The sequence below is a fragment of the Actinacidiphila sp. bgisy144 genome (genome assembly GCF_057708105.1).
The window spans coordinates 165291-189995 of record NZ_JBYIRM010000009.1 but is presented as its reverse complement, the minus strand read 5'-3'; the positions used below and the strand labels follow the sequence as shown (position 1 = coordinate 189995).

At 72.3% G+C, this 24705-nt stretch carries 21 protein-coding genes; 16 read left to right on the top strand and 5 right to left on the bottom strand.

Annotated elements, in window-relative coordinates:
* The first annotated feature begins 32 nt into the window (after positions 1-32).
* Positions 33-1097: a TerC family protein gene (locus AC3EVP_RS13640; RefSeq protein ID WP_435129738.1), complete on the top strand. Its 1065-nt coding sequence runs from the start codon at positions 33-35 to the stop codon at positions 1095-1097.
* A 138-nt stretch (positions 1098-1235) separates the two neighbouring features.
* Positions 1236-2294 (top strand): cytochrome c oxidase assembly protein, encoded by a 1059-nt coding sequence (locus AC3EVP_RS13635; RefSeq protein ID WP_435129735.1) that lies wholly within the window; start codon positions 1236-1238, stop codon positions 2292-2294.
* Between the two features lie 62 nt (positions 2295-2356).
* On the opposite strand, the gene AC3EVP_RS13630 is transcribed toward AC3EVP_RS13635, so the two are convergent.
* On the bottom strand, positions 2357-3013 hold the full coding sequence (locus tag AC3EVP_RS13630) for an MBL fold metallo-hydrolase (protein ID WP_335973549.1): 657 nt from the start codon (positions 3011-3013) through the stop codon (positions 2357-2359).
* A 245-nt stretch (positions 3014-3258) separates the two neighbouring features.
* Here AC3EVP_RS13630 and uvrA point away from each other — a divergent pair, with 245 nt between their 5' ends.
* The 11 genes from uvrA to AC3EVP_RS13575 all read left to right on the top strand — a co-directional run bounded on the left by uvrA (position 3259) and on the right by AC3EVP_RS13575 (position 16406).
* Positions 3259-6237, top strand: a complete 2979-nt coding sequence (gene uvrA / locus AC3EVP_RS13625) for an excinuclease ABC subunit UvrA (protein WP_435129731.1) — start codon at positions 3259-3261, stop codon at positions 6235-6237.
* Positions 6238-6354: 117 nt separating this feature from the next.
* Entirely contained in the window at positions 6355-6786 is a 432-nt protein-coding gene (locus tag AC3EVP_RS13620) for a Rieske (2Fe-2S) protein (protein ID WP_335973541.1), read from the top strand.
* Between the two features lie 59 nt (positions 6787-6845).
* Positions 6846-8990, top strand: coding sequence for an excinuclease ABC subunit UvrC (gene uvrC, locus AC3EVP_RS13615; protein ID WP_435129728.1), 2145 nt, complete (start codon positions 6846-6848; stop codon positions 8988-8990).
* Positions 8991-9277: 287 nt separating this feature from the next.
* Positions 9278-10135 carry an RNase adapter RapZ gene (rapZ, locus tag AC3EVP_RS13610; RefSeq protein ID WP_335974149.1) on the top strand — a complete coding sequence of 286 codons (858 nt, stop codon included), beginning with the start codon at positions 9278-9280 and terminating at the stop codon, positions 10133-10135.
* A 2-nt stretch (positions 10136-10137) separates the two neighbouring features.
* Positions 10138-11157, top strand: a complete 1020-nt coding sequence (locus AC3EVP_RS13605; protein ID WP_335973536.1) for a gluconeogenesis factor YvcK family protein — start codon at positions 10138-10140, stop codon at positions 11155-11157.
* A complete protein-coding gene (whiA, locus tag AC3EVP_RS13600; protein WP_103884000.1) occupies positions 11148-12125 on the top strand; it encodes a DNA-binding protein WhiA in 978 nt (325 codons plus the stop codon). The genes AC3EVP_RS13605 and whiA overlap by 10 nt, the downstream gene beginning before the upstream one ends.
* 189 nt (positions 12126-12314) lie before the next feature.
* A complete protein-coding gene (gene gap, locus AC3EVP_RS13595; protein ID WP_335973531.1) occupies positions 12315-13322 on the top strand; it encodes a type I glyceraldehyde-3-phosphate dehydrogenase in 1008 nt (335 codons plus the stop codon).
* 149 nt (positions 13323-13471) lie between these two features.
* Positions 13472-14686, top strand: coding sequence for a phosphoglycerate kinase (locus AC3EVP_RS13590; RefSeq protein ID WP_335973527.1), 1215 nt, complete (start codon positions 13472-13474; stop codon positions 14684-14686).
* A 6-nt stretch (positions 14687-14692) separates the two neighbouring features.
* Entirely contained in the window at positions 14693-15478 is a 786-nt protein-coding gene (gene tpiA / locus AC3EVP_RS13585; protein ID WP_335973525.1) for a triose-phosphate isomerase, read from the top strand.
* A gap of 126 nt (positions 15479-15604) precedes the next feature.
* The gene (gene secG / locus AC3EVP_RS13580; RefSeq protein WP_335973522.1) at positions 15605-15841 is read left to right on the top strand and encodes a preprotein translocase subunit SecG; all 237 of its coding nucleotides are present in this window, start codon (positions 15605-15607) and stop codon (positions 15839-15841) included.
* Positions 15842-16070: 229 nt separating this feature from the next.
* A complete protein-coding gene (locus AC3EVP_RS13575) occupies positions 16071-16406 on the top strand; it encodes an RNA polymerase-binding protein RbpA (RefSeq protein ID WP_073497103.1) in 336 nt (111 codons plus the stop codon).
* A gap of 61 nt (positions 16407-16467) precedes the next feature.
* On the opposite strand, the gene AC3EVP_RS13570 is transcribed toward AC3EVP_RS13575, so the two are convergent.
* Positions 16468-17355, bottom strand: coding sequence for a MurR/RpiR family transcriptional regulator (locus AC3EVP_RS13570; protein ID WP_335973515.1), 888 nt, complete (start codon positions 17353-17355; stop codon positions 16468-16470).
* A gap of 58 nt (positions 17356-17413) precedes the next feature.
* Between AC3EVP_RS13570 and AC3EVP_RS13565 the strand changes: the two genes are divergently transcribed.
* The 3 genes from AC3EVP_RS13565 to pgi all read left to right on the top strand — a co-directional run bounded on the left by AC3EVP_RS13565 (position 17414) and on the right by pgi (position 21247).
* Positions 17414-18559, top strand: coding sequence for a BadF/BadG/BcrA/BcrD ATPase family protein (locus tag AC3EVP_RS13565; protein ID WP_435129719.1), 1146 nt, complete (start codon positions 17414-17416; stop codon positions 18557-18559).
* 137 nt (positions 18560-18696) lie between these two features.
* Positions 18697-19461, top strand: coding sequence for a sugar isomerase domain-containing protein (locus tag AC3EVP_RS13560; RefSeq protein WP_335973512.1), 765 nt, complete (start codon positions 18697-18699; stop codon positions 19459-19461).
* Positions 19462-19588: 127 nt separating this feature from the next.
* The gene (gene pgi, locus AC3EVP_RS13555) at positions 19589-21247 is read left to right on the top strand and encodes a glucose-6-phosphate isomerase (protein ID WP_435129716.1); all 1659 of its coding nucleotides are present in this window, start codon (positions 19589-19591) and stop codon (positions 21245-21247) included.
* A 67-nt stretch (positions 21248-21314) separates the two neighbouring features.
* Here the strand turns inward: pgi and pgl are convergent, their stop codons facing one another.
* Genes pgl through zwf form a run of 3 tightly spaced genes read right to left on the bottom strand, consistent with a single transcriptional unit; the run spans position 21315 to position 24705 of the window.
* The gene (pgl, locus tag AC3EVP_RS13550; protein ID WP_435129814.1) at positions 21315-22055 is read right to left on the bottom strand and encodes a 6-phosphogluconolactonase; all 741 of its coding nucleotides are present in this window, start codon (positions 22053-22055) and stop codon (positions 21315-21317) included.
* A gap of 38 nt (positions 22056-22093) precedes the next feature.
* Entirely contained in the window at positions 22094-23167 is a 1074-nt protein-coding gene (gene opcA, locus AC3EVP_RS13545) for a glucose-6-phosphate dehydrogenase assembly protein OpcA (RefSeq protein ID WP_435129713.1), read from the bottom strand.
* A complete protein-coding gene (gene zwf, locus AC3EVP_RS13540) occupies positions 23164-24705 on the bottom strand; it encodes a glucose-6-phosphate dehydrogenase (protein ID WP_335973504.1) in 1542 nt (513 codons plus the stop codon). Before zwf ends, opcA begins: the two co-directional genes overlap by 4 nt.

Genomic DNA, 24705 nt, shown 5'->3' with positions numbered 1-24705 from the left:
TGACCGACCGAGACCGCCGGAGAGAGACCCCCGTGGATGTTTCCCTCACCGTCTGGTCGCTCACCATCGCCGGACTGATCGCCCTCATCGGCGCCGACTTCCTCATCGGCCGCACCCCCCATGACGTGTCCGTCCGCGAGGCCGGGGTCTGGACCGCGGTCTGGGTCGTGCTCGCCGCGCTGTTCGGCGTCGGGCTGCTGCTCCTCGGCGGCGCCGCCCCGGCCGGGGAGTTCCTGGCCGGCTACGTCACCGAGAAGGCGCTCAGCGTCGACAACCTCTTCGTCTTCGTGCTGATCATGGCGAGGTTCTCGGTGCCCTCGCCCTACCAGCAGCGGGTCCTGCTGGTCGGCGTGCTCATCGCGCTGCTGCTGCGCGCGGTGTTCATCGCGGCGGGCGCGACGATCGTGGCCGCCTTCTCCTGGGTGTTCTTCGTCTTCGGCGCCTTCCTGGTGTGGACCGCCTGGAAGCTGGTCCGGGAGGCGATCGCGGGACCGCCCGCGGGTGAGGGGGAGTTCGAGGAGAACAAGCTGCTCAGGGCGGTGCGCAGGCGCGTTCCGTCGACCAGCCGCTACCACGGCACGCTGCTGTTCGTCACCGAGAACGGGCAGCGGCTGATGACCCCGATGCTCGTGGTGATGCTCGCCATCGGCAGCACCGACGTGCTCTTCGCGCTCGACTCGATCCCGGCGATCTTCGGCCTCACCCAGGACCCGTACATCGTCTTCACCGCCAACGCCTTCGCGCTCATGGGCCTGCGCCAGCTGTACTTCCTCATCGGCGGGCTGCTGGGGCGCCTGGTGCACCTGTCGTACGGGCTGTCGGTGATCCTGGGCTTCATCGGCGTCAAGCTGCTGCTGCACGCCCTGCACGAAACCGGGGCGCAGGTGCCGCAGATCTCCGTCCCCGTCTCCCTGGGGGTGATCCTGGCGGTGCTCGCGGTGACGACCGCCACGAGCCTGCTCGCCGGCCGCCGAGGGGTCCCGGCGGGGGCGCCGACCGTGGGGGAGCAGTCCCGTCAGGGTCCCGTCGACAGTGGCGCTGACCAGGGCGGACGGGAGACGGGCCGGCAGGTCCGCGAACGCGGCCCGGACCTCTGACGGGCCCGTGCCGCAGCCCCCGGGGAGCGCTACGGAAGCCGCGACACAGCCGCCCGCACCCGCCCCCCTGCGTCGGGCCGCGTCCGGCCGGGGACTAGCGTGTCAGCGTCGGTCCCGGACCCCGCGAAAGGCGCAGATGTGGCGACCACGGCAGCCGCACCCGGCTTCCAGGCACTGCCCGAGCTGACCGGGAGCCGCTTCCTGGGCACCTGGCACCTCGACGGCGTCGCGCTGGCCGCCGTCCTCCTGCTCGCCCTGGCATACGGCTACGGCGTACGGCGCAGGCTCGCGTCCGGCGGCCGCTGGCCGCTGTGGCGGGCCGCGCTGTTCTACGTCTTCGGCCTGGGCACCGTGGTCTTCGCGACCATGTCGGCGCTGGCGGTCTACAACCGGGTGCTGTTCTGGCCGGCCGCGGTGCAGAACATCCTGCTCGACCTGTTCGCGCCGCTCGGCCTCGCGCTCGGCGACCCGATCGGCCTGGCCGCCCCCGGCGGGCGGCTGCACCGCGCGTTCTCCTCCCGCCCGGTGCGCGCGCTGACCTACCCGCTGATCAGCTCGGTGCTGGTGCTCGTCTCCGAACTGACCATCTACTTCACGCCGTACTTCGCGCACTCGCTGGCGAACGACGCGGTACGGCAGCTGATGCACCTGCAACTGCTGCTCACCGGCTGCCTGTTCGTGCTGCCGATGCTCAGCCGCCAGGAGATGCTGCCGCGCTGGTGCAGCCACCCGGTGCGCGCGCTGCTGGTCTTCCTCGACGGGCTCTTCGACTCGGTGCCGGGGATCGTCGTGATGACCAGCGGCACCCTCGTGGCCGGGAACTGGTACCACGCGCACGGCCGCGACTGGGGGCCGTCGGTGCGGCGGGACCAGATGCTCGGCGGCGGCCTCATGCTGGCGCTGGCCGAACTCGTCGGGCTGCCGTTCCTGCTGCTGGTGTTCCTGGAGTGGTGGCGGGCCGAGCGGGACCGGACCGCGGCGCTCGACGCGGCCCTGGACCGCGAGGCCGCGCGGACCGCGCCCGCGCCCGTGGCGGCGCCCGCGGTCCCGCAGGCGGCCCCTCCCACTGATCCCGTCGGCCCCGCTGCCTCCGCCGCTCCCGTGGCCGCGGCGGCGGCCGAGGTGCCGGCGACGACCCGCCCCTGGTGGGAGACGGACGAGGGCGAGATCGGCGCGCGGATGCGCCGGGGGCGCTGAGCGGCGCGGCCGGGGCCCGTACCTGACGGGGCCCCGGCCGCGATGAGGGTGACCGGCGCTGCCTACCAGCCGCGCTCGCGCCACTCCGCGAGGTGCGGGCGCTCGGCGCCGATGGTCGTGTCGCTGCCGTGGCCGGGGTAGACCCAGGTCTCGTCCGGGAGCGCGTCGAAGAGCTTCGCCGACACTCCGTCCAGCAGGCTGGTGAAGGCGGCCGGGTCGTCGTGCGTGTTGCCCACGCCGCCGGGGAACAGGCAGTCGCCGGTGAACACGTGCGGGTGGCCGTGCGGGTCGTCGTAGATCACCGCGATGCTGCCGGGGGTGTGGCCCACCAGGTGCCGGACGGTCAGGCGCAGCGGGCCCAGCGGGATGGTGTCGCCGTCGTCGAGCAGGGTGCCGGTGGGGACGGGGATGCCCGGGGCGTCCTCGCGCCCGGCGTACGTGGCCGCGCCGGTGGCCGTCACCACGTCCTGGAGCGCCTGCCAGTGGTCGCCGTGCTGGTGGGTGGTGACCACGGAGGTGAGACCATCGGAGCCGACGGCCTCCAGCAGGGCCCCCGCGTCGTCGGCCGCGTCGATGAGCAGCTGCTCGCCGGTGGCCCGGCTGCGCAGCAGGTACGCGTTGTTGTTCATGGGGCCGACCGCGATCTTCGTGATGATCAGGTCTTCCAGTTCGTGCACGTCGGGCTTGCCGCCGACCGTGACCTCTCCCGTATACGCCATGGGCACCAGCGTAGGGCCTGCGGCAACGGGGCCGCGGGCGCCACACGATCGGGTGAAACGGGTAGCGGAAGCCCGGAAATCGAATGCACGTGCTATAGGGTCGTAGATGTCGCCGCGGCCGGTACCGACGGCGGCGCCAGGGCCGGCAAGAGGTCCGACTGGAAGAAAAGCCGGCCGCTCCCCGTTTACGCTTTTCGGGGGGTAGCAGACTGCTCATCACCCCTCCTACGGAAAGGTGCACTGGCGTGGCCGACCGACTCACCGTCCGCGGCGCTCGCGAGCACAATCTCCGGAACGTCTCGCTGGACCTGCCCCGGGACTCGCTGATCGTCTTCACCGGCCTGTCCGGTTCCGGGAAGTCCTCGCTCGCTTTCGACACCATCTTCGCGGAGGGCCAGCGCCGGTACGTCGAGTCGCTCTCGTCCTACGCCAGGCAGTTCCTCGGGCAGATGGACAAGCCCGACGTGGACTTCATCGAGGGCCTGTCCCCGGCCGTCTCGATCGACCAGAAGTCCACCTCCCGCAACCCCCGCTCGACCGTCGGCACCATCACCGAGGTCTACGACTACCTCCGACTGCTCTTCGCCCGGATCGGCAAGCCGCACTGCCCGCAGTGCGGCCGCCCGATCGCGCGGCAGTCCCCGCAGGCGATCGTGGACCGGGTGCTGGAACTGGAGGAGGGCAGCCGCTTCCAGGTGCTCTCCCCGCTGGTGCGCGAGCGCAAGGGCGAGTTCGTCGAGCTCTTCTCCGACCTCCAGACAAAGGGCTACAGCCGGGCCCGGGTCGACGGCGCCACCATCCAGCTCACCGACCCGCCGAAGCTGAAGAAGCAGGAGAAGCACACCGTCGAGGTGGTCGTCGACCGCCTCACCGTCAAGGACAGCGCCAAGCGCCGCCTCACCGACTCCGTGGAGACCGCGCTGGGACTGTCCGGCGGCATGGTCGTCCTCGACTTCGTCGACCTGCCCGAGGACGACCCGCAGCGCGAGCGGATGTTCTCCGAGCACCTCTACTGCCCGTACGACGACCTGTCGTTCGAGGAGCTGGAGCCGCGCTCCTTCTCCTTCAACTCGCCCTTCGGCGCCTGCCCGGACTGCACCGGCATCGGCTCCCGGATGGAGATCGACCCCGAGCTGATCGTCCCCGACGACCAGAAGTCGCTCGACGAGGGCGCCCTGTCGCCCTGGTCCGGCGGCATGTCCAAGGGGTACTTCGACAAGCTGGTGCAGAGCCTCGCCGAGGAACTCGGCTTCCGCACCGACATCCCGTACGCCGGGCTGCCCGCCCGCGCCAAGAGGGCGCTGCTCCACGGGCACAAGTCCGAGGTCCGGGTGGCGTACAAGACCCGCTTCGGCCGCGAGCGCTCCTACACCACGCACTTCGAGGGCGTGATCCCCTACGTTCGCCGCCGGCACAACGAGTCGGAGAGCGACTCCAGCCGCGAGCGCTTCGAGGGGTACATGCGGGCGGTGCCCTGCCCCACCTGCCAGGGCCGGCGGCTGAAGCCGATCGTGCTGGCCGTCACCGTGCAGGACAAGTCGATCGCCGACGTCGCCGCGATGTCGATCAGCGACTGCGCCGACTTCCTGGCCGGGATGAAGCTCGCCGCCCGGGACCGGAAGATCGCCGAGCGCGTCCTCAAGGAGGTCAACGAGCGGCTGCGCTTCCTGGTCGACGTCGGCCTGGACTACCTCTCGCTCAACCGCGCCGCGGGCACCCTGTCCGGCGGCGAGGCCCAGCGGATCAGGCTGGCCACCCAGATCGGCTCCGGCCTGGTCGGCGTGCTCTACGTCCTGGACGAGCCGTCCATCGGCCTGCACCAGCGCGACAACCACCGACTGATCGAGACCCTGGTCCGGCTGCGCGACCTGGGCAACACCCTGATCGTCGTCGAGCACGACGAGGACACCATCAAGACCGCCGACTGGGTGGTGGACATCGGCCCCGGCGCCGGCGAGCACGGCGGCAAGGTCGTCCACTCCGGCTCCCTGAAGGAGCTGCTGGCCAACGACGAGTCGCTGACCGGCCAGTACCTCTCCGGCAAGCGCTCCATCCCGACCCCGGAGCTGCGCCGCCCGATCGACCGCTCCCGGCGGCTGACCGTGCACGGCGCCCGCGAGCACAACCTCCAGGACATCGACGTGTCCTTCCCGCTGGGCGTGCTCACCGCGGTCACCGGCGTCTCCGGCTCCGGCAAGTCCACCCTGGTCAACGACATCCTGTACACCCACCTCGCCCGCGAGCTGAACGGCGCGCGCAGCGTCCCCGGCCGCCACACCCGGGTGGACGGCGACGACCTGGTGGACAAGGTGGTGCACGTCGACCAGTCGCCGATCGGCCGCACCCCGCGGTCCAACCCGGCCACGTACACCGGCGTCTTCGACAACGTCCGCAAGCTCTTCGCCGAGACGATGGAGGCGAAGGTCCGCGGCTATCTGCCCGGCCGCTTCTCCTTCAACGTCAAGGGCGGCCGCTGCGAGAACTGCTCGGGCGACGGCACCATCAAGATCGAGATGAACTTCCTCCCGGACGTGTACGTACCGTGCGAGGTCTGCCACGGTGCGCGCTACAACCGGGAGACCCTCGAGGTGCACTACAAGGGCAAGTCCATCGCCGAGGTGCTGGACATGCCGATCGAGGAGGCGCTCGACTTCTTCGAGGCGGTGCCCGCCATCGCCCGCCACCTGCGCACCCTCAACGAAGTCGGCCTCGGATACGTCCGGCTCGGCCAGCCCGCGCCGACACTCTCCGGCGGCGAGGCCCAACGGGTCAAGCTCGCCTCCGAGTTGCAGCGGCGTGCCACCGGCAGCACCGTCTACGTCCTCGACGAGCCGACCACCGGCCTGCACTTCGAGGACATCAGCAAGCTGATCAAGGTGCTCTCCGGGCTGGTCGACAAGGGCAACACCGTGATCGTCATCGAGCACAACCTCGATGTGATCAAGACCGCCGACTGGGTGGTGGACATGGGCCCCGAGGGCGGCAGCGGCGGCGGGCTGGTGGTCGCCGAGGGCACCCCGGAGCAGATCGCGGGCGTCCCGGCCAGCCACACCGGCAAGTTCCTGCGGGACATCCTCAGCCCGGAAGCGGTCAGCGACGCGGCCGTGCCGGCGCCGCGCAAGCGCGCCCCGGCGAAGAAGACCGCCGCGGCGAAGACAGCGGCGGCGAAGACCACCGCCGCCAAGAAGACCGCGGCGCCCCGCAAACGGGCCGCCAAGGCGTAGGACCACCGGCGGATGGACCCGGTCGGGCGCGCACGGCATGCCGTGGCGTGGGCGCCCGGCGGCGGGCCGTAAGGTACCGACCGCAAGACCGGCCACATCCCGCACCTGGAGCACCCCATGTCCACCGAACTGCCCGCCACCCGCAGGACCGTTCTCCGCGGCGCGGCCCTGGCCGGCGCCGTCGGCGCCGCCGAGGTCGGCCTCAGCGCCTGCGGCGGCAAGAAGAGCGACTCCGCGGACGGGCCGACCAAGCAGGTGGACCTCGGCGCCGCCACCGCGGTGCCGGTCGGCGGCGCCAAGCTCTACCGCGAGGACAAGGTGCTGGTGTCGCAGCCGAGCAAGGGCACCTTCAAGGCGTTCAGCGCGGTCTGCACCCACCAGGGCTGCGTGCTCGACACGGTGGACGGCACCACCGCGTCCTGCCCCTGCCACGGCAGCGAGTTCAACGCCGAGACCGGCGCCGTGGTGCGCGGCCCGGCCGACAAGGCCCTGCCGGCCGTCGACGTCAAGGCGGCCGGCGGCCGCCTGACCGCAGGCCCCGGGGCCTGACCTCCCCACGCGTCCGGATCGTCCCGGGACCGTCAGGCCCCGACAGTAGGGTGGAAGGCATGGCAGACCCCAGCAGCTACCGACCGAAGCCGGGCGAGATCCCCGACTCCCCAGGGGTCTACAAGTTCCGGGACGAGCACCGCCGGGTGATCTACGTCGGCAAGGCGAAAAGCCTGCGCCAGCGCCTGTCGTCGTACTTCCAGGACATCACCCACCTGCACCACCGCACGGCCACCATGGTCACCACCGCCGCCTCCGTGGAGTGGACGGTGGTCTCCACCGAGGTCGAGGCGCTCCAACTGGAGTACTCCTGGATCAAGGAGTTCGACCCGCGGTTCAACGTCAAGTACCGCGACGACAAGAGCTACCCCTCGCTCGCGGTGACGATGAACGAGGAGTTCCCGCGGGTCCAGGTGATGCGCGGGCCCAAGCGCAGGGGCGTGCGCTACTTCGGGCCGTACGCCCACGCCTGGGCGATCCGCGAGACCGTCGACCTGCTGCTGCGGGTCTTCCCGGTCCGCACCTGCTCCGCCGGGGTGTTCAAGCGCTCCGCGCAGATCGGCCGGCCCTGCCTGCTCGGCTACATCGGCAAGTGCTCCGCGCCCTGCGTCGGCCGGATCAGCCCGCAGGACCACCGCGAACTCGCCGAGGAGTTCAGCGACTTCATGGCCGGCCACACCGGCACCTACCTGCGCCGGCTGGAGCAGCGCATGAAGGACGCGGCCGCCGCCATGGAGTACGAGCAGGCGGCCCGGCTGCGCGACGACATCGAGGCGCTGCGCCGCGCCATGGAGAAGAACGCGGTGGTGCTCGCCGACGCCACCGACGCCGACCTGATCGCCGTCGCCGAGGACGAACTCGAAGCGGCCGTGCAGATCTTCCACGTCCGCGGCGGCCGGGTGCGCGGGCAGCGCGGCTGGGTCACCGACAAGGTCGAGGCGGTCGACACCGCGGGCCTGGTCGAGCACGCGCTCCAGCAGCTGTACGGCGACGAGCAGGGCGACGCCGAGCAGTCCGGCGGCAGCGGCGGCGTACCCAAGGAGGTGCTGGTCCCCGCGCTGCCCGAGCCGACCGAGCCGGTGGCGCAGTGGCTGGCCGAGCGGCGCGGCTCGCACGTCAGCCTGCGGGTGCCGCAGCGCGGCGACAAGAAGGACCTGATGGCCACCGTGCAGCGCAACGCGCAGCAGGCGCTGGCCCTGCACAAGACCAAGCGCGCCTCGGACCTGACCACCCGCTCCCGCGCACTGGAGGAGATTGCCACCGCCCTCGACCTCGACACCGCTCCGCTGCGGATCGAGTGCTACGACATCAGCCACCTCCAGGGCGACGACGTGGTCGCGTCCATGGTGGTCTTCGAGGACGGCCTCGCCCGCAAGAGCGAGTACCGCCGCTTCCAGATCAAGACGTTCGCCGGGCAGGACGACGTCCGGTCCATGCACGAGGTGATCACCCGCCGGTTCCGCCGCTACCTCCAGGAGAAGCAGCGCACCAGCGAGTGGGAGGAGCATGAGGAGGACGGACCGGCCGCCGCGGCGGACGGGGGCGGGCCGCTGGGGGACGGGTCGGCGTTCGAGGGCGCCGAGGCGGCGGACGAGGGCGGCTCGGGGCCGATCGACGGGCCGATCGACCCGGACACCGGCCGCCCCCGCAAGTTCGCCTATCCGCCGCAGCTGGTCGTGGTCGACGGCGGCCGGCCGCAGGTCGCCGCCGCGAGCCGGGCTCTGGCCGAGCTCGGCATAGACGACGTGGCGGTCTGCGGGCTGGCCAAGCGGCTGGAGGAGGTGTGGCTGCCGGGCGAGGACGACCCGGTGATCCTGCCGCGCACCAGCGAGGGCCTGTACCTGCTCCAGCGGGTGCGCGACGAGGCGCACCGCTTCGCCATCGCCTACCAGCGCAGCAAGCGCTCCAAGTCGATGAAGGCCGGCGCCCTGGACACCGTGCCCGGGCTCGGCGCCACCCGCAGGCAGGCCCTGCTCAAGCACTTCGGCTCGCTGAAGCGGCTGCGGGCGGCGACCGTGGCGGAGATCTGCGAGGTGCCGGGGATCGGCCGCGTCACGGCCGAGACGGTCGTCGCCACGCTGGCCGCCGCCGCGCCCGGCGGGCCCGCGGTGAACACGGCGACCGGCGAGATCATCGAGGACAGCGACGTACGGCCCGCCGGGCCCGTGGAAGAACCGTCCGACCATCGGGGGAAGAGCAGATGAGCGACCAGGAAGAACCGAGGACCGGGCTGCCGGACGCGGCCGCCGCCGACGAACGGGCCGGCGGACACGCCCATGACCAGGGCGCGCCTGGCGGCCGTACCCATGACCGCACCGACGGCACCGACCGCACCGACGGCACCGGCGGCACCGATGACAACCGTACGATCGACGACGTCCGCACCACCGACGGGGACCGCACCATCGAAGCGCACCGCAGCGACCACGGCACCGGCCAGCCCGGCAGCGCCCCCGGCGAGGCCGGGGCCGGCGGGGAGTCCGGCGCGGCCATCCCCGAACTCGTGATCATCTCCGGCATGTCCGGGGCCGGCCGCAGCACCGCGGCCAAGTGCCTGGAGGACCTCGGCTGGTTCGTCGTGGACAACCTGCCGCCCGCCCTCATCCCCACCATGGTCGACCTCGGCGCCCGCTCCCAGGGGAACGTGGCGCGGATCGCCGTGGTGGTCGACGTCCGCGGCCGCCAGTTCTTCGACAACCTGCGCGAGTCGCTCGCCGACCTCGCCACCAAGGGCGTCAAGCGCCGGGTGATCTTCCTGGAGGCGTCCGACGACGCGCTGGTGCGCCGCTTCGAGTCGGTGCGCCGCCCGCACCCCCTCCAGGGCGCCGGCCGGATCGTGGACGGCATCGCGGCCGAGCGCGACCTGCTGCGCGAACTGCGCGGCGACGCCGACCTGGTGATCGACACCTCCAGTCTCAACGTGCACGAACTGCGCGCCAAACTCGACGCGCAGTTCGCCGGCGAGGAGGAGCCGGAACTCCGGGCCACCGTCATGTCGTTCGGTTACAAGTACGGGCTGCCCGTCGACGCCGACCTGGTGGTGGACTGCCGCTTCCTGCCCAACCCGCACTGGGTGCCGGAGCTGCGGCCCTTCACCGGGCTCAACGACGAGGTCGCCACGTACGTGTTCAACCAGCCCGGCGCCAAGGAGTTCCTCGACCGGTACGCCGAGCTGCTGCACATCATCGCGGCGGGCTACCGGCGCGAGGGCAAGCGCTATGTGACCATCGCCGTCGGGTGTACCGGCGGCAAGCACCGCAGCGTGGCGATGTCGGAACGGCTCGCGGCGCGGCTGGCGGCGGACGGAGTGGAGACGGTGACCGTGCACAGGGACATGGGGCGCGAGTGATCATGACGGGTAGGCGGCGGCGCCGCGGCGGCAAGGACGCCGCGCCGGGCCGCCGGTCCGGGGTACCGCCGAAGGTGGTCGCCCTGGGCGGCGGCCACGGCCTGTCCGCCTCCCTGGCCGCGCTGCGCCGGATCACCGGCGACCTCACCGCGGTGGTCACGGTCGCCGACGACGGCGGTTCCAGCGGGCGGCTGCGCGCGGAGATGGGCGTGCTGCCCCCCGGCGACCTGCGCAAGGCGCTGGCCGCGCTGTGCGGCGACGACGAGTGGGGGCAGACCTGGTCGCGGGTGCTCCAGCACCGCTTCGTCAGCGGCGGGGACCTGCACGGGCACGCGGTGGGCAACCTGCTGATCGTCGCGCTGTGGGAGCAGTTGAAGGACGAGGTGGCCGCCCTGGAGTGGGTGGGCCGGCTGCTGGGCGCGCACGGCCGGGTGCTGCCGATGTCGGCGGTGCCGCTGGAACTGGAGGCGATCGTCCGCGGCCACGACCCGGCGCGACCCGACACCGTCTCGACCGTACGCGGGCAGGCCACGGTCGCGCTGACCCCCGGCGAGGTGCAGCAGGTGCAGCTGGTGCCGGCCGACCCGCCGGCGGTACCGGAGGCGGTGCAGGCGGTGATGGACGCCGACTGGGTGGTGCTCGGCCCGGGTTCGTGGTTCTCCTCGGTCATTCCGCACCTGCTGGTACCGGAGTTGGCCGACGCGCTGGCGCAGACCAGGGCCAGGCGGGTGCTCACGCTCAACCTCGCGCCGCAGCCGGGAGAGACCGAAGGTTTTTCTCCGCAGCGTCACTTGGAGGTTTTGGGCCGACACGCCCCTAAACTCACCATCGACGTGGTTCTCGCCGACGAAGCCGCCGTACCCGATCGGGACAGCCTGGAACAGGCCGCCCAGAAGTTGGGCGCTACGGTCGAACTGGCCCGGGTCGCCGCCCCCGACGGGCCGCGGCACGACCCCGAGTCGTTGGCGGCCGCGTATGACCGGATTTTTCGTATGCGTGGAAGGATCGGCCCATGGCGATGACGGCAGCGGTGAAGGACGAGATCTCCCGGCTCCCCGTCACCCGGACCTGCTGCCGCAAGGCGGAGGTCTCGTCGATCCTGCGCTTCGCGGGCGGCCTGCACCTGGTGAGCGGCCGGATCGTGATCGAGGCGGAGCTCGACACCGGGATCGCGGCGCGCCGGCTGCGCAAGGACATCCTGGAGATCTTCGGGCACGCCTCGGACCTGGTGGTGATGGCGCCGGGCGGGTTGCGCCGCGGCAGCCGGTACGTGGTGCGGGTGGTGGCCGGCGGCGACCAGCTGGCCCGGCAGACGGGGCTGGTCGACGGGCGCGGCCGCCCGATCCGCGGGCTGCCCCCGCAGGTGGTCTCCGGGGCGACCTGCGACGCGGAGGCGGCCTGGCGCGGCGCGTTCCTGGCGCACGGCTCACTCACCGAGCCGGGCCGCTCGTCCTCGCTGGAGGTGACCTGCCCCGGGCCGGAGGCGGCGCTCGCACTGGTCGGCGCGGCGCGCCGGCTGCAGATCCCGGCGAAGGCCCGCGAGGTGCGCAACGTCGACCGCGTCGTCGTCCGTGACGGTGACGCGATCGGCGCGCTGTTGACGCGGCTGGGCGCCCACGACTCGGTGCTGGCGTGGGAGGAGCGCCGGATGCGGCGCGAGGTGCGCGCGACCGCGAACCGGCTCGCCAACTTCGACGACGCGAATCTGCGCAGGTCCGCGCGGGCCGCGGTCGCCGCCGGCGCCCGGGTGCAGCGCGCGCTGGAGATCCTCGGGGACGACGTGCCCGAGCACCTCGCCGCCGCGGGCCGGCTGCGGATGGACCACAAGCAGGCGTCGCTGGAGGAGCTGGGGTCGCTGGCCGAGCCGCCGCTGACGAAGGACGCGGTGGCCGGGCGCATCCGGCGGCTGCTGGCGATGGCCGACAAGCGCGCGTCCGATCTGGGCATGCCCGGCACCGAGGCGAACCTCACCGAGGAAATGGTCGGCTGAGTCCCGTCCCTCCTCCCGGGCGCGGGTGCTCCGGCCGCCCGCCCCCGGCGTGTTGCCGCGGTGTGGCCGCGACGTGGCTTGCCGATGTCACCTCGTACACGTCGGGGAGGTAGGGTCGTGGGTGGTCGGGGACATCCCATATTTCGCAGCCGGAGAGGGACTCCGGCGACTGAGCGAGGAGATCGGTTCGTGACGATCCGGGTAGGCATCAACGGCTTTGGCCGCATCGGTCGTAACTTCTTCCGCGCCATCCTGGAACAGGGTGCGGACGTCGAGATCGTGGCTGTCAACGACCTGGGTGACACCGCCACCACGGCGCACCTGCTGAAGTACGACACGATCCTCGGGCGCCTGAAGGCCGAGGTCACGCACACCGCCGACACGATCACCGTGGACGGCCACACCATCAAGGTGCTCGCCGAGCGCGACCCCGCCGCCATCAAGTGGGGCGAGCTGGGCGTGGACATCGTGATCGAGTCCACCGGCATCTTCACCAAGGCCGCGGACGCGGGCAAGCACCTGGCCGGCGGCGCCAAGAAGGTCATCATCTCCGCGCCCGCCACCGACGAGGACATCACGATCGTGATGGGCGTCAACCAGGACGCGTACGACCCGGCCGCGCACCACATCATCTCCAACGCCTCCTGCACCACCAACTGCGTGGCGCCGATGGCGAAGGTGCTGCTGGAGAACTTCGGCATCGTCAAGGGCCTGATGACGACGGTGCACGCGTACACCAACGACCAGCGCATCCTGGACTTCCCGCACAAGGACCTGCGCCGCGCCCGCGCCGCCGCGGAGAACATCATCCCGACCACCACGGGTGCCGCCAAGGCCACCGCGCTGGTCATCCCGGAGCTGGCCGGCAAGCTGGACGGCATGGCCATGCGCGTGCCCGTCCCGACCGGCTCGGTCACCGACCTGGTGGTGGACCTGGAGCGCGAGGTCACCAAGGACGAGGTCAACGCCGCCTTCCAGAAGGCCGCCGAGGGCCAGCTCAAGGGCCTGCTGGAGTACACCGAGGACCCGATCGTCTCCTCGGACATCGTCAACACCCCGGCGTCGTGCACCTTCGACTCGAAGCTGACCATGGTGCAGGGCGGCAAGACCGTCAAGATCGTCGGCTGGTACGACAACGAGTGGGGCTACTCCAACCGCCTGGTGGACCTCGCGGTCTTCGTCGGCGGCCGGCTCTGAGGCACGCCGGAACCGCGGCCGCGTAGCCGTTTCCGTCAGCCACCGCACCGCGATGCGAGCGACAGGGTCCGGACGAGCGCGATGACGCGCCGTCCGGGCCCTGTTCGCGTGGCGTCAGGTGCCGGACCTACTCACAGGAGACCCGACAGATGAAGACGATCGACGACCTGATCGCCGAGGGGCAGGTCGAGGGCAAGCGGGTGTTCGTCCGCGCCGACCTCAACGTGCCGCTGGACGGCGCGACCATCACCGACGACGGCCGTATCCGGGCCGCCGTGCCGACCATTGCCAAGCTCGCCGAGTCCGGCGCCACGGTGATCGTCGCCTCGCACCTGGGCCGCCCCAAGGGCGCGCCCGACCCGAAGTTCTCGCTCGCCCCGGTCCGCGACCGGCTCGCCGAACTCCTGGGCGGCCAGGTGTTCTTCGGCACCGACACGGTCGGCGACCGGACCCGGCAGGCGCTGGCAGGCGCCGCCGCCGGCGACGTGGTGCTGCTGGAGAACCTGCGCTTCTTCCCCGGCGAGACCAGCAAGGACGACGCCGAGCGCGGCGCCTTCGCCGACCAGCTCGCCGCCCTCGCCGACACGTACGTGGGCGACGGCTTCGGCGCGGTGCACCGCAAGCACGCCTCGGTCTACGACCTGCCGGCCCGGCTGCCGCACGCGGCCGGCGGCCTGATCGCGACCGAGGTCGGGGTGCTGAAGAAGCTCACCGAGGACGTCTCCCGCCCGTACGCGGTGGTGCTCGGCGGCTCGAAGGTCTCCGACAAGCTCGGCGTCATCGACCACCTGCTGGAGAAGGCCGACCGCATCCTGGTCGGCGGCGGCATGGTCTTCACCTTCCTCAAGGCCCAGGGCCACGAGGTCGGCAAGAGCCTGCTGCAGGAGGACCAGCTGCCGGTCGTCACCGAGTACCTCCAGCGGGCGAAGGCCAAGGGCGTGGAGTTCGTGCTGCCGGTCGACGTGGTCGGCGCCACCAGCTTCCCGGACCTGGCGACGAAGGCCCCCGCGGACCCGGTCACCGCGCCCGTGGACGCCATCCCGGCCGACGTGATCGGCCTGGACATCGGCCCGGAGTCGCGCAAGCTGTTCGCCGCCAAGCTCGCCGACGCGTCGACGATCTTCTGGAACGGCCCGATGGGTGTCTTCGAGCACCCCGACTTCGCCGACGGCACCCGCGCGGTGGCGCAGGCGCTGGTCGACAGCCCCGCGTTCAGCGTGGTCGGCGGCGGCGACTCGGCCGCGGCCGTCCGCATCCTCGGCTTCGACGAGAACGCTTTCGGCCATATTTCCACCGGCGGCGGCGCCAGCCTGGAATACCTCGAAGGCAAGACCCTGCCCGGCCTTTCCGCTTTGGAGAACTGAAGACCGATGAGTGAGCAGAGCACCCGCACCCCGCTGATGGCGGGCAACTGGAAGATGAACCTCAACCACCTCGAGGCCATCGCGCACGTCCAGAAGCTCGCTTTCGGCCTCACCGACAAGGACCACGACGCGGTCGAGGTCGCCGTCCTGGTGCCCTTCACCGACCTGCGCTCCGTGCAGACCCTGGTGGACGGCGACCGGCTGCGGATCAAGTACGGCGCGCAGGACGTGTCCGCGCACGACCACGGCGCGTACACCGGTGAGATCTCCGGGCCGATGCTGTCCAAGCTGAAGTGCTCCTACGTCGCGATCGGCCACTCCGAGCGCCGCCAGTACCACGGCGAGGACGAGGAGGTCGTCAACGCCAAGGTGAAGGCCGCCTTCGCGCACGGCCTGACCCCGATCCTGTGCGTCGGCGAGGGCCTGGACGTCCGCAAGGCCGGCAACCAGGTCTCCCACACCCTCGCGCAGCTCGACGGCGCCCTGAAGGACGTCCCCGCCGACCAGGCGGCCCGGATCGTCGTCGCCTACGAGCCGGTGTGGGCGATCGGCACCGGCGAGGTGGCCACCCCCGAGGACGCCCAGGAGGTCTGCGGGGCGATCCGCGGCCGGCTCGCCGAGCTGTACGACCAGGAGCTGGCCGACGGCGTCCGCATCCAGTACGGCGGCTCGGTCAAGGCCGGCAACGTGGCCGCGATCATGGCCCAGCCGGACGTGGACGGCGCCCTGGTGGGCGGCGCCGCGCTGGACCCGGAGGAGTTCGTGCGGATCGTGCGCTTCCGCGACCAGTGACGGACCGGTGAAGTCAGGGGTCCGGTGAAGTACCCTGTCGGGGCCGGAGTGGTGTGATCGCACCGCGTCCGGCCCCGCGCCGTAATCGTGTGGTGCCGTCATGTAGCCGAGAGAGTTGGTCCAGCCGTGGTCATCGGGTTCTCCATCGCCCTCATCATCTTCAGCCTGCTGCTCCTGCTGCTCGTGCTCATGCACAAGGGGAAGGGCGGGGGCCTGTCGGACATGTTCGGCGGCGGCATGCAGTCGTCCGTCGGCGGTTCGTCGGTGGCCGAGCGCAACCTCGACCGGATCACCGTGGTGATCGGCCTGCTGTGGTTCGCGTGCATCGTCGCCCTGGGCATCGTGATGAAGACGAACAACTAGTCGCCGCCGCACGGCTCCTGCCCGTCCGACTCGCGCGGGTGGCGCATAAGGCCCGTCCGACTACCGCCGGTTCCAGGCGAATTGACGCCGCGTCGTGAAGACGACTTGTCCGCGACTTATCATGGACGCGCGTCTTGGGATACGGTGCCCTTTCCCGCCAGGTGCGGGGGCGAACCGGTCTCCGTCAAGTGGACGACCTCGCAGCACCATCACGCAGGGAGTTACGACCGTGGCAAGTGGCAACGCGATCCGTGGCAGTCGGGTCGGAGCGGGGCCGATGGGAGAGGCCGAGCGCGGCGAGTCCGCGCCGCGCCTGCGCATCTCCTTCTGGTGCTCCAACGGGCATGAGACCCAGCCGAGTTTCGCCAGCGACGCGCAGATCCCGGAGACCTGGGACTGCCCGCGCTGCGGCTTCCCGGCCGGGCAGGACGAGGAGAACCCGCCGGCACCGCCGCGCACCGAGCCGTACAAGACGCACCTCGCGTACGTACGCGAGCGCCGCTCGGCCGCCGACGGCGAGGCGATCCTCGCGGAGGCGCTGGCGAAGCTCCGGGGCGAGATCTAGCCCCCGGGCCGCTCCTGTCCGTCTCGGACCCGCACGTCCCGCCCCCGGCCGCCGGGCCGGCTCAGCTTCCTGAGCCCGCCCGGCGGCCGGGGGTTTTCCGTGCGCTGTGGGTCGCTCCGAGGTGCGCGGTCAGCGCGATGGACGCGGTCGCCCGCTCGTAGGTGAGCTGCGCGACGCGGGCGTACAGGCAGTCCACGATCAGCAGCACGGAGTGGCGGGTGCCGAAGTTGCCGCGCCGGAAGCTGGTCTCGCCGGAGAACGACGTCAGGCGGACGTCGGCGGCCTGCGCGATGGGCGAGCGCGGGTCGCCGGTGACGGCCACGGTCGCCGCGCCCCGCTCCGCGGCCGTCCGCAGCGGCTCCAGGACCTCCCGGGTGGCGCCGGAGTGGGAGACGGCCACCACGGCGTCGGAGGGCGTCAGCAGGGCCGCTGAGGTCGCCGCGGCGTGCACCTCGGTCCAGGCGTGGGCGGCGCAGCCGATGCCGAAGAGCCGGGCCTGCGTCTCGTGGGCCACGATGCCGGAGCCGCCGACCCCGTAGACGTCGATCCGGCGGGCCCGTGCCAGGGCCTGTGCGGCGCGTTCCAGCGCCTCCCGGTCCAGTTGCTCGGCGGTGTGCCGCAGGGCCCGCAGATCGGCCTCGGCGACCACGCCGATGACCTGCTCCAGGTCGTCGTCCGGCCCGATCCGCGGGCCGAGCGGGGCCGTGCGCGGCTCGGCAGCCGTACGCCCCTGCTCCTGCGCCAGCTCGATCAGCAACTGCTGGTAGGACTCCAGGCCCAGCGCCCGGCAGAAGCGGGTCACCGTCGCCTGCGAGGTGCCGGTGCGGCGCCCCAGCTCCGCCGCGGAGCCGTGGGTGGCCGCGGCCGGGTCGGCGAGCACCAGCTCGCCGACCTTGCGCAGCGACCCCGACATCCGGGGGAGTTCGGTGCGGATCAGTGCGGTGATCATGACGACTCGTCCCGTCGGGGTTGTGCGCCGGTGAATCCTTCAACCACGATGCGTGGTGATGACGGAAATCTACAGCCACCCGGTGAGCGGCGGCAGCGGTGGCGGGGCGGCGGGCCGGCCGCCCCTGGTCGTGGGTATCGACGCGGGCGGCACCCGCAGCCGGGCGTGCCTGGCCGAGGGCGGGCCCGGCGGCCGGGTGCTGGGCCGGGGCACCGGCGGGCCCGGCAACGCGCTGAGCGTCGGCCGCGCCGACCTGACCCGCCACCTCGCCGCGGCCGTGGGCGAGGCGCTCGCCGAGGCCGCCTCCGCCCCGCGGTGGCGCGCGGACGGTGGCGAGCTGCGCGGCCGGGTCGGCGCGGCGTTCGGCGGGTTCGCGGGCGCGGCGCCGGGGGCGGGGCCGGAGCGCGGGGCGGAGCTGGCCGTGTCCTGCCTGCGCGACGCGCTGGCCGCGCACGGGATCACCGGGGTGCCGCTCGGCATCGGCGGCGACACCGAGGTGGCGCTGGCGGCGGCGCCGGGGGCGCCCGCCGACGGGCTGGTGCTCATCGCGGGCACCGGCGCGATCGCGGCGCGGCTGGCCGGGGGCCGCAGTGCGGCGGTCTCCGACGGCCACGGCTGGCTGCTCGGCGACGAGGGCAGCGGGTTCTGGCTGGGCAACCGCGCGGCCCGGGCGGCGCTGGAGGCGCTGGACGGCCGCGGCCCGTGGACGGCGCTGGTGCCGCGGGTGGTGGCGCACTTCCTGGGCGGGCCGGCCGGCGCGGGGGACACCGCAGGCGGTGAGGGGAGCCCGGGCGGCGGTGAGGGGAGTGCGGGCGGCGGTGAGGAGTTGCGGCGGGCCCTGGCGGTGGGGCCGGCGAGCGACCCGGTGGCGCGCCACCTGGTGGGCGAACTCGTCGTCACGCGGGCCTACGCGCAGGCGCCGGCCCGGCTGGGCGCGCTGAGCCCGGCCGTGGTCGAGGAGGCGGCGGGCGGCGACGCGGTGGCGCGGGGCCTGCTCGACACCGCGGCCGGGCTGCTCGCGGCGACGGTGCGCTCGCTCGCTCCGCGGCCGGGCGAGCCGCTGGTGGTGACCGGCGGGCTGCTGGGGCCCGGCGGGCCGCTGCTGGCGCGGGTGACCGAGCGGCTGGCCGACCGCGGCTTGCGGGTCTTCCCGGTGGCGGACGGCTCCGCCGGTGCGGCGGCGCTCGCCCGCGGCCTGCTGTGAGGGTGCCTTGACGGCCGGCGGTGGCTCAATGTTTCATCAAGTCATCACGCGGTTGGTTCGATCAACCAGAAGTTCGGGGCCTGGACCGCGGGTCGCAGTCGTCCGAGCAGCAGCACTTCCGCAGGAGGGACCCGGGCATGGCCGAGGGACAGATCAGCGCCGCGACGTTCGCCGACGAGAGCCGCGCGGCGGTGGAGCGCGCGATCGCCGCGAACGGGGAGTCCGTACCGGCCGCCGCCCGGCTGCTCGCCGACAGCGTGGCCGCCGACGGGGTGATCCACGGCTTCGGCACCGGCCACTCCCAGGCCACCGTGCTGGAACTGGTCGGCCGGGCCGGCGGCCTGATCCCCACCAACCGGATCGGCCTCGCGGACCTGGTGCTGCGCGGCGGCGAGGACCGCGCGGTCCTCGCCGACCCGCTGCTGGAGCGCTCGCCCGGCCTGGCCCGCCGGCTGTACGACCTGGCCACCCCGCGCCCGCAGGACGTCTTCGTGATCGTCTCCAACTCCGGGGTCAACAACTCGATCGTGGACATGGCGCTGCACGTCAAGGAGGCCGGCCACCGGCTGGTGGCGCTCACCTCGCTCACCCACACCCGCGCGGTGCCCGCCCTGCACGCCAGCGGCAGGCGGCTGGCCGACATCGCCGACGCCGTGCTCGACAACTGCGCCCCGGCCGGCGACGCGCTGCTGCCGCTGCCGTCCGGCGGCGCCCTGTGCGGGGTGTCCACGATCACCTCCGCGCTGCTGGTGCAGATGGTCGTCGCCGAGGCCGTCGGCCTGCTGACCGCCGAGGGCCACGACGCGCCCGTCTACGTCTCCGCGAACCTCCCCGGCGGCCACGAGCGCAACGCCGTACTGGAGGAGCGCTACGCCGGCCGCATCCACCGCGGCGGCTTCTGACCTGCGGCACCCGGGTGGGACGCGGCCGCCCGACGGCAGTTGCGCGGCATACCCGGGTGCCGGATCTCGTTCGGCGGCGGCATCAATTAGTTTGGGTGTCGCAGCGAGGACGAGGAGAAGTGGACTGATGTCCGAAACGAACACGCAGGGCACGCCCCGGCTCGACCAGCGCCCCGAGTGGCACGCGCTCGCCAAGCACAGCGAGGAGCTGTCCGGCACCCATCTGCGGGACCTGTTCGACCGCGACCCCGACCGGGGCAGCCGCTACACCCTCCAGGTCGGCGACCTCCACCTGGACTACTCCAAGCAGCTCGTCACCGACGAGACGCTCCGGCTGCTGCGGGAACTCGCCGCGGCCACCGGGGTGTTCGAGCTGCGGGACGCGATGTTCGCCGGTGAGCGGATCAACGTCACCGAAAACCGCGCGGTGCTCCACACGGCGCTGCGCGCCCCGCAGTCCGCGACGATCGCGGTCGACGGGCAGAACGTGGTGCCGGCCGTGCACGCCGTGCTCTACAAGATGACGGTCTTCTCCGACCGGGTCCGCTCCGGCGAGTGGACCGGCCACACCGGCAAGCGGATCAGGAACATCGTCAACATCGGCATCGGCGGCTCCGACCTCGGCCCCGCCATGGCCTACGAGGTGCTGCGCGCCTACACCGACCGCGACCTGACGGTCCGTTTCGTCTCCAACGTGGACGGCGCCGACCTGCACGAGGCGGTACGCGACCTGGACGCGGCCGAGACGCTGTTCATCATCGCCTCCAAGACCTTCACCACCATCGAGACCATCACCAACGCCACCTCCGCCAAGCAGTGGCTGCTCGGACAGCTCGGCGCCGGCGAGGAGGCGGTGGCCAAGCACTTCGTGGCGCTGTCCACGAACGCGGAGAAGGTCGCCCAGTTCGGCATCGACACGCAGAACATGTTCGAGTTCTGGGACTGGGTCGGCGGCCGCTACTCCTACGACTCCGCGATCGGCCTGTCGCTGATGATCGCCATCGGCGCCGAGGCGTTCCGCAGCATGCTGGCCGGCTTCCACCTCGTCGACGAGCACTTCAGGACAGCGCCCCCCGAGCACAACGTGCCGCTGCTGCTCGGCCTGCTCGGCGTCTGGTACGGCGGGTTCCACGACGCCCAGTCGCACGCGGTGCTGCCCTACAGCCACTACCTGAGCCGCTTCACCGCCTACCTCCAGCAGCTCGACATGGAGTCCAACGGCAAGTCCGTGGACCGCGACGGCAAGCCGGTGGACTGGCAGACCGGCCCGGTGGTGTGGGGCACGCCCGGCACCAACGGCCAGCACGCCTACTACCAGTTGCTGCACCAGGGCACCAAGCTGGTGCCCGCCGACTTCATCGGCTTCGCCCGGCCGCTGCCCGAACTCGGCCCGCTCGCCGGGCAGCACGACCTGCTGATGGCGAACTTCTTCGCGCAGACGCAGGCGCTGGCGTTCGGCAAGACGCCCGAGGAGGTGCGCGCCGAAGGGGTGCCCGAGGAGCTGGTGCCGCACAAGACGTTCCGCGGCAACCACCCCACCAGCACCATCCTGGCCACCGAGCTGACCCCGTCGGTGCTCGGCCAGCTCATCGCGCTCTACGAGCACAAGGTGTTCGTGCAGGGCGCGGTGTGGAACATCGACTCCTTCGACCAGTGGGGCGTCGAGCTGGGCAAGGTGCTCGCCAAGCGGGTCGAGCCCGCACTCACCGACGGCGCCGACGTGCCGGGCCTGGACCCGTCCACGAAGGCGCTCGTGGCGAAGTACCGCGAGCTGCGCGGCCGCTGAGCCCACACGCGAAGGGCCCGGAACCGACGAACGGTTCCGGGCCCTTCGCGTCCTGCTCCCCGCGCCCCTACGACGAGGCCGCCGGATACAGCTCCGCGGGGATCTTCGCGGCCGCCGCGCGGTCCAGCAGCCACAGCGTGCGGGACCGGCCGTAGGCACCCGAGGCGGGCGCCTGGATCTCGCCCGGCGCGGACAGCGCGAGCGCGACCGCACCCGCCTTGTCCTCACCGGCGGCCAGCAGCCACACCTCCCGCGCCGAGCGGATCGCCGGGAAGGTCAGCGAGATCCGGGTCGGCGGCGGCTTGGGCGAGCCGTGCACCCCGATGACGGTGCGCACGGTCTCCCGGGTGCCGGGGTGCTCCGGGAAGAGCGACGCCACATGGGTGTCCGGGCCGACGCCCAGCATGAGGACGTCGAACGACGGCACCCGGGTGTGGTCCTCCGGACCGGCCGCGGCTGCCAGCTCCGTCGCGTAGGCCGCCGCGGCGGCCTCCACGTCGGACTCGTAGCCGCCGTCGGACGGCGCCATCGGGTGCACCCGCGCCGGGTCGAGCGGCACCGCGTCCAGCAGCGCCTGACGGGCCTGCGTGTAGTTGCGCTCCGGGTCCCCCTCGGGGAGGAACCGCTCGTCGCCCCACCACAGGTCCAGCCGCGCCCAGTCCACGGCGTCCCGCGCCGGGGAGTCGGCGAGGGCGGCCAGCAGCCCGTTTCCGTTGCGCCCACCGGTGAGCACCACCGAGGCGGAGCCGCGGGCGGCCTGGGCGTCCACGATCTTCGTGATCAGCCTGGCCGCGGCGGCCCGCGCCATCAGCTCCTTGTCCCGGTGGACGACCACCTGCGGCGTGCTCACTTCTGCGCCGCCGCCTTGCCCGAGCCGGACCCGGCCGCCGCCTTCTTGGCCGGGGTGGCCTTGGCCGCGCCGACCGGCTTGTCCGCGGCGGGGCCGCCGGACCGGGAGGAGCCGTTCGCCGCGACCGCGCCGTCGGAACCGTCGGAGTTCAGCAGGTGCTGCACGCCGAACTTGACGGTGGCGCGGTATATGTCGTCCGGGTCCAGCCGGCGCAGCTCCTCGGCGATCAGCTCCGCGGTCTCCCGCCGCTTGAGCGCCACATGGCGGTCGGGCTGACCCGGCACCGCCAGCTCGGCCAGCCCGCCCTCGGGACGGTCCAGGCAGATGTCGCCGTCGGAGGTGACCAGCCGCACCGCGGTCAGCCCCGGACCGTTGGTGACCTTCCGCTCCACCGGCACCCCGAGTCGGTCCGCCAGCCACAGGGCCAGCAGCTCGGCACTGGGGTTGTACGCCTCGCCCTCCACCGCGGCACTGCTGATCTTCCCGTGCTTCTGGTCGAGCGCGGCGGCCAGCATGGAACGCCACGGGGTGATCCGGGTCCACGCCAGGTCGGTGTCACCGGGCACGTACGTCTTCGCCCGCAGCGCCAGCGAACCGACCGGGTCCTCGGCCGCGGCCGAGTCGGTGATCCGGCGCGCCGCCAGCCGGCCCAGCGGGTCCTCCGCGGCGTTCTCCGGGGACTTGTCCGGCCACCAGCACACCGCCGGGGCGTCCGGCAGCAGCAGCGGCAGGACCACCGACTCGGCGTGGTTGGCCAGCTCGCCGTGCATGCGCAGCACCACGGTCTCGCCGGTGCCCGCCTCGTCGCCGACCACGACCTCCGCGTCCAGCCGGGCCAGCGCCCGGTCCCGCGGGGAGCGGCCCGGACGCTTGATGACGACCAGTATCCGGGAGGGGTGCTCCTTGGACGCCTCGTGCGCGGCCTTCAGCGCGTCATAGGCGCTGCCCTCGTCGGTGACGATGACCAGGGTCAGCACCATGCCGACCGCGGGGGTGCCGATCGCCCGCCGGGCCTCGATCAACCCGGCGTTGATCTTCGAGGACGTGGTGTCCGTCAGATCGATTCTCATGGCCTGCGCCAGCTCCTGCCGTCTTGTGCGAGCATCTCGTCCGCCTCGGTCGGGCCCCAGGTGCCGGACGCGTACTGCGCCGGCTTGCCGTGCTTGTCCCAGTGCTGCTCGATCGGGTCGAGGATGGTCCAGGACAGCTCGACTTCCTGGTGCCGCGGGAAGAGGTTCGCGTCACCGAGCAGCACGTCCAGGATGAGCCGCTCGTACGCCTCCGGGCTGGACTCGGTGAACGACTCGCCGTAGGCGAAGTCCATCGTGACGTCCCGCACCTCGGTGGAGGTGCCCGGCACCTTCGAGCCGAACCGCACGGTCACACCCTCGTCCGGCTGCACCCGGATGACCAGCGCGTTCTCGCCCAGCTCCTCGGTGGCGCCGGACTCGAACGGCAGGTACGGGGCCCGCTTGAAGACCACCGCGATCTCGGTGACCCGGCGGCCGAGCCGCTTGCCGGTGCGCAGGTAGAACGGCACACCCGCCCAGCGGCGGTTGTTGATCTCCAGCTTCACCGCGGCATAGGTGTCGGTCTTGGACTTGGGGTCGATGCCGTCCTCCTCCAGGTACCCGAGCACCTCCTCGCCGCCCTGCCAGGCGTGCGCGTACTGGCCGCGCACGGTGTACTTGCCGAGGTCGTCCGGGAGCACGACCGCGCCGAGCACCTTCAGCTTCTCCGCGGTCAGCGCCTTCGGGTGGAAGGAGCCGGGCTCCTCCATCGCGGTCAGCGCCAGCAGCTGGAGCAGGTGGTTCTGGATGACGTCCCGCGCCGCGCCGATGCCGTCGTAGTACCCCGCGCGGCCGCCGATGCCGATGTCCTCGGCCATGGTGATCTGCACGTGGTCGACGTACGACCGGTTCCAGATCGGCTCGTACATCGTGTTGGCGAAGCGCAGCGCCAGGATGTTCTGGACGGTCTCCTTGCCCAGGTAGTGGTCGATCCGGAAGACCTCGTTGGGCGGGAAGACGTCGTGCACGATCTGGTTGAGCTGCTGGGCGCTGGCCAGGTCGTGGCCGAACGGCTTCTCGATGACGGCGCGCCGCCAGGAGTCGCCGCTGCCCTGCGACAGGCCGTGCTTCTTCAGCTGCTGCACCACGTTCGGGAAGAACTTCGGCGGCACGGACAGGTAGAAGGCGAAGTTGCCGCCGGTGCCGCGCGCCTTGTCCAGGTCCTCGATGGTGGACTTGAGCTGCTCGAACGCCTTGTCGTCGTCGAAGTCGCCCTGCACGAACCGGCAGCCCTCGGCGAGCTGCTGCCAGACCTCCTCCCGGAAGGGGGTGCGCGCGTGCTCCTTGACCGCGTCGTGCACCTCCTGGGCGAAGTCCTCGTTCTCCCACTGGCGGCGGGCGAAGCCGACCAGAGCGAAGCCCGGCGGCAGCAGGCCGCGGTTGGCCAGGTCGTACACCGCCGGCATCAGCTTCTTGCGGGACAGGTCGCCGGTGACCCCGAAGATCACCAGGCCGGACGGGCCCGCGATGCGCGGCAGCCGCCGGTCCAGCGGGTCGCGCAGCGGGTTGCCGGCCGTCTGCGTCTCGTCGGTTGCCAC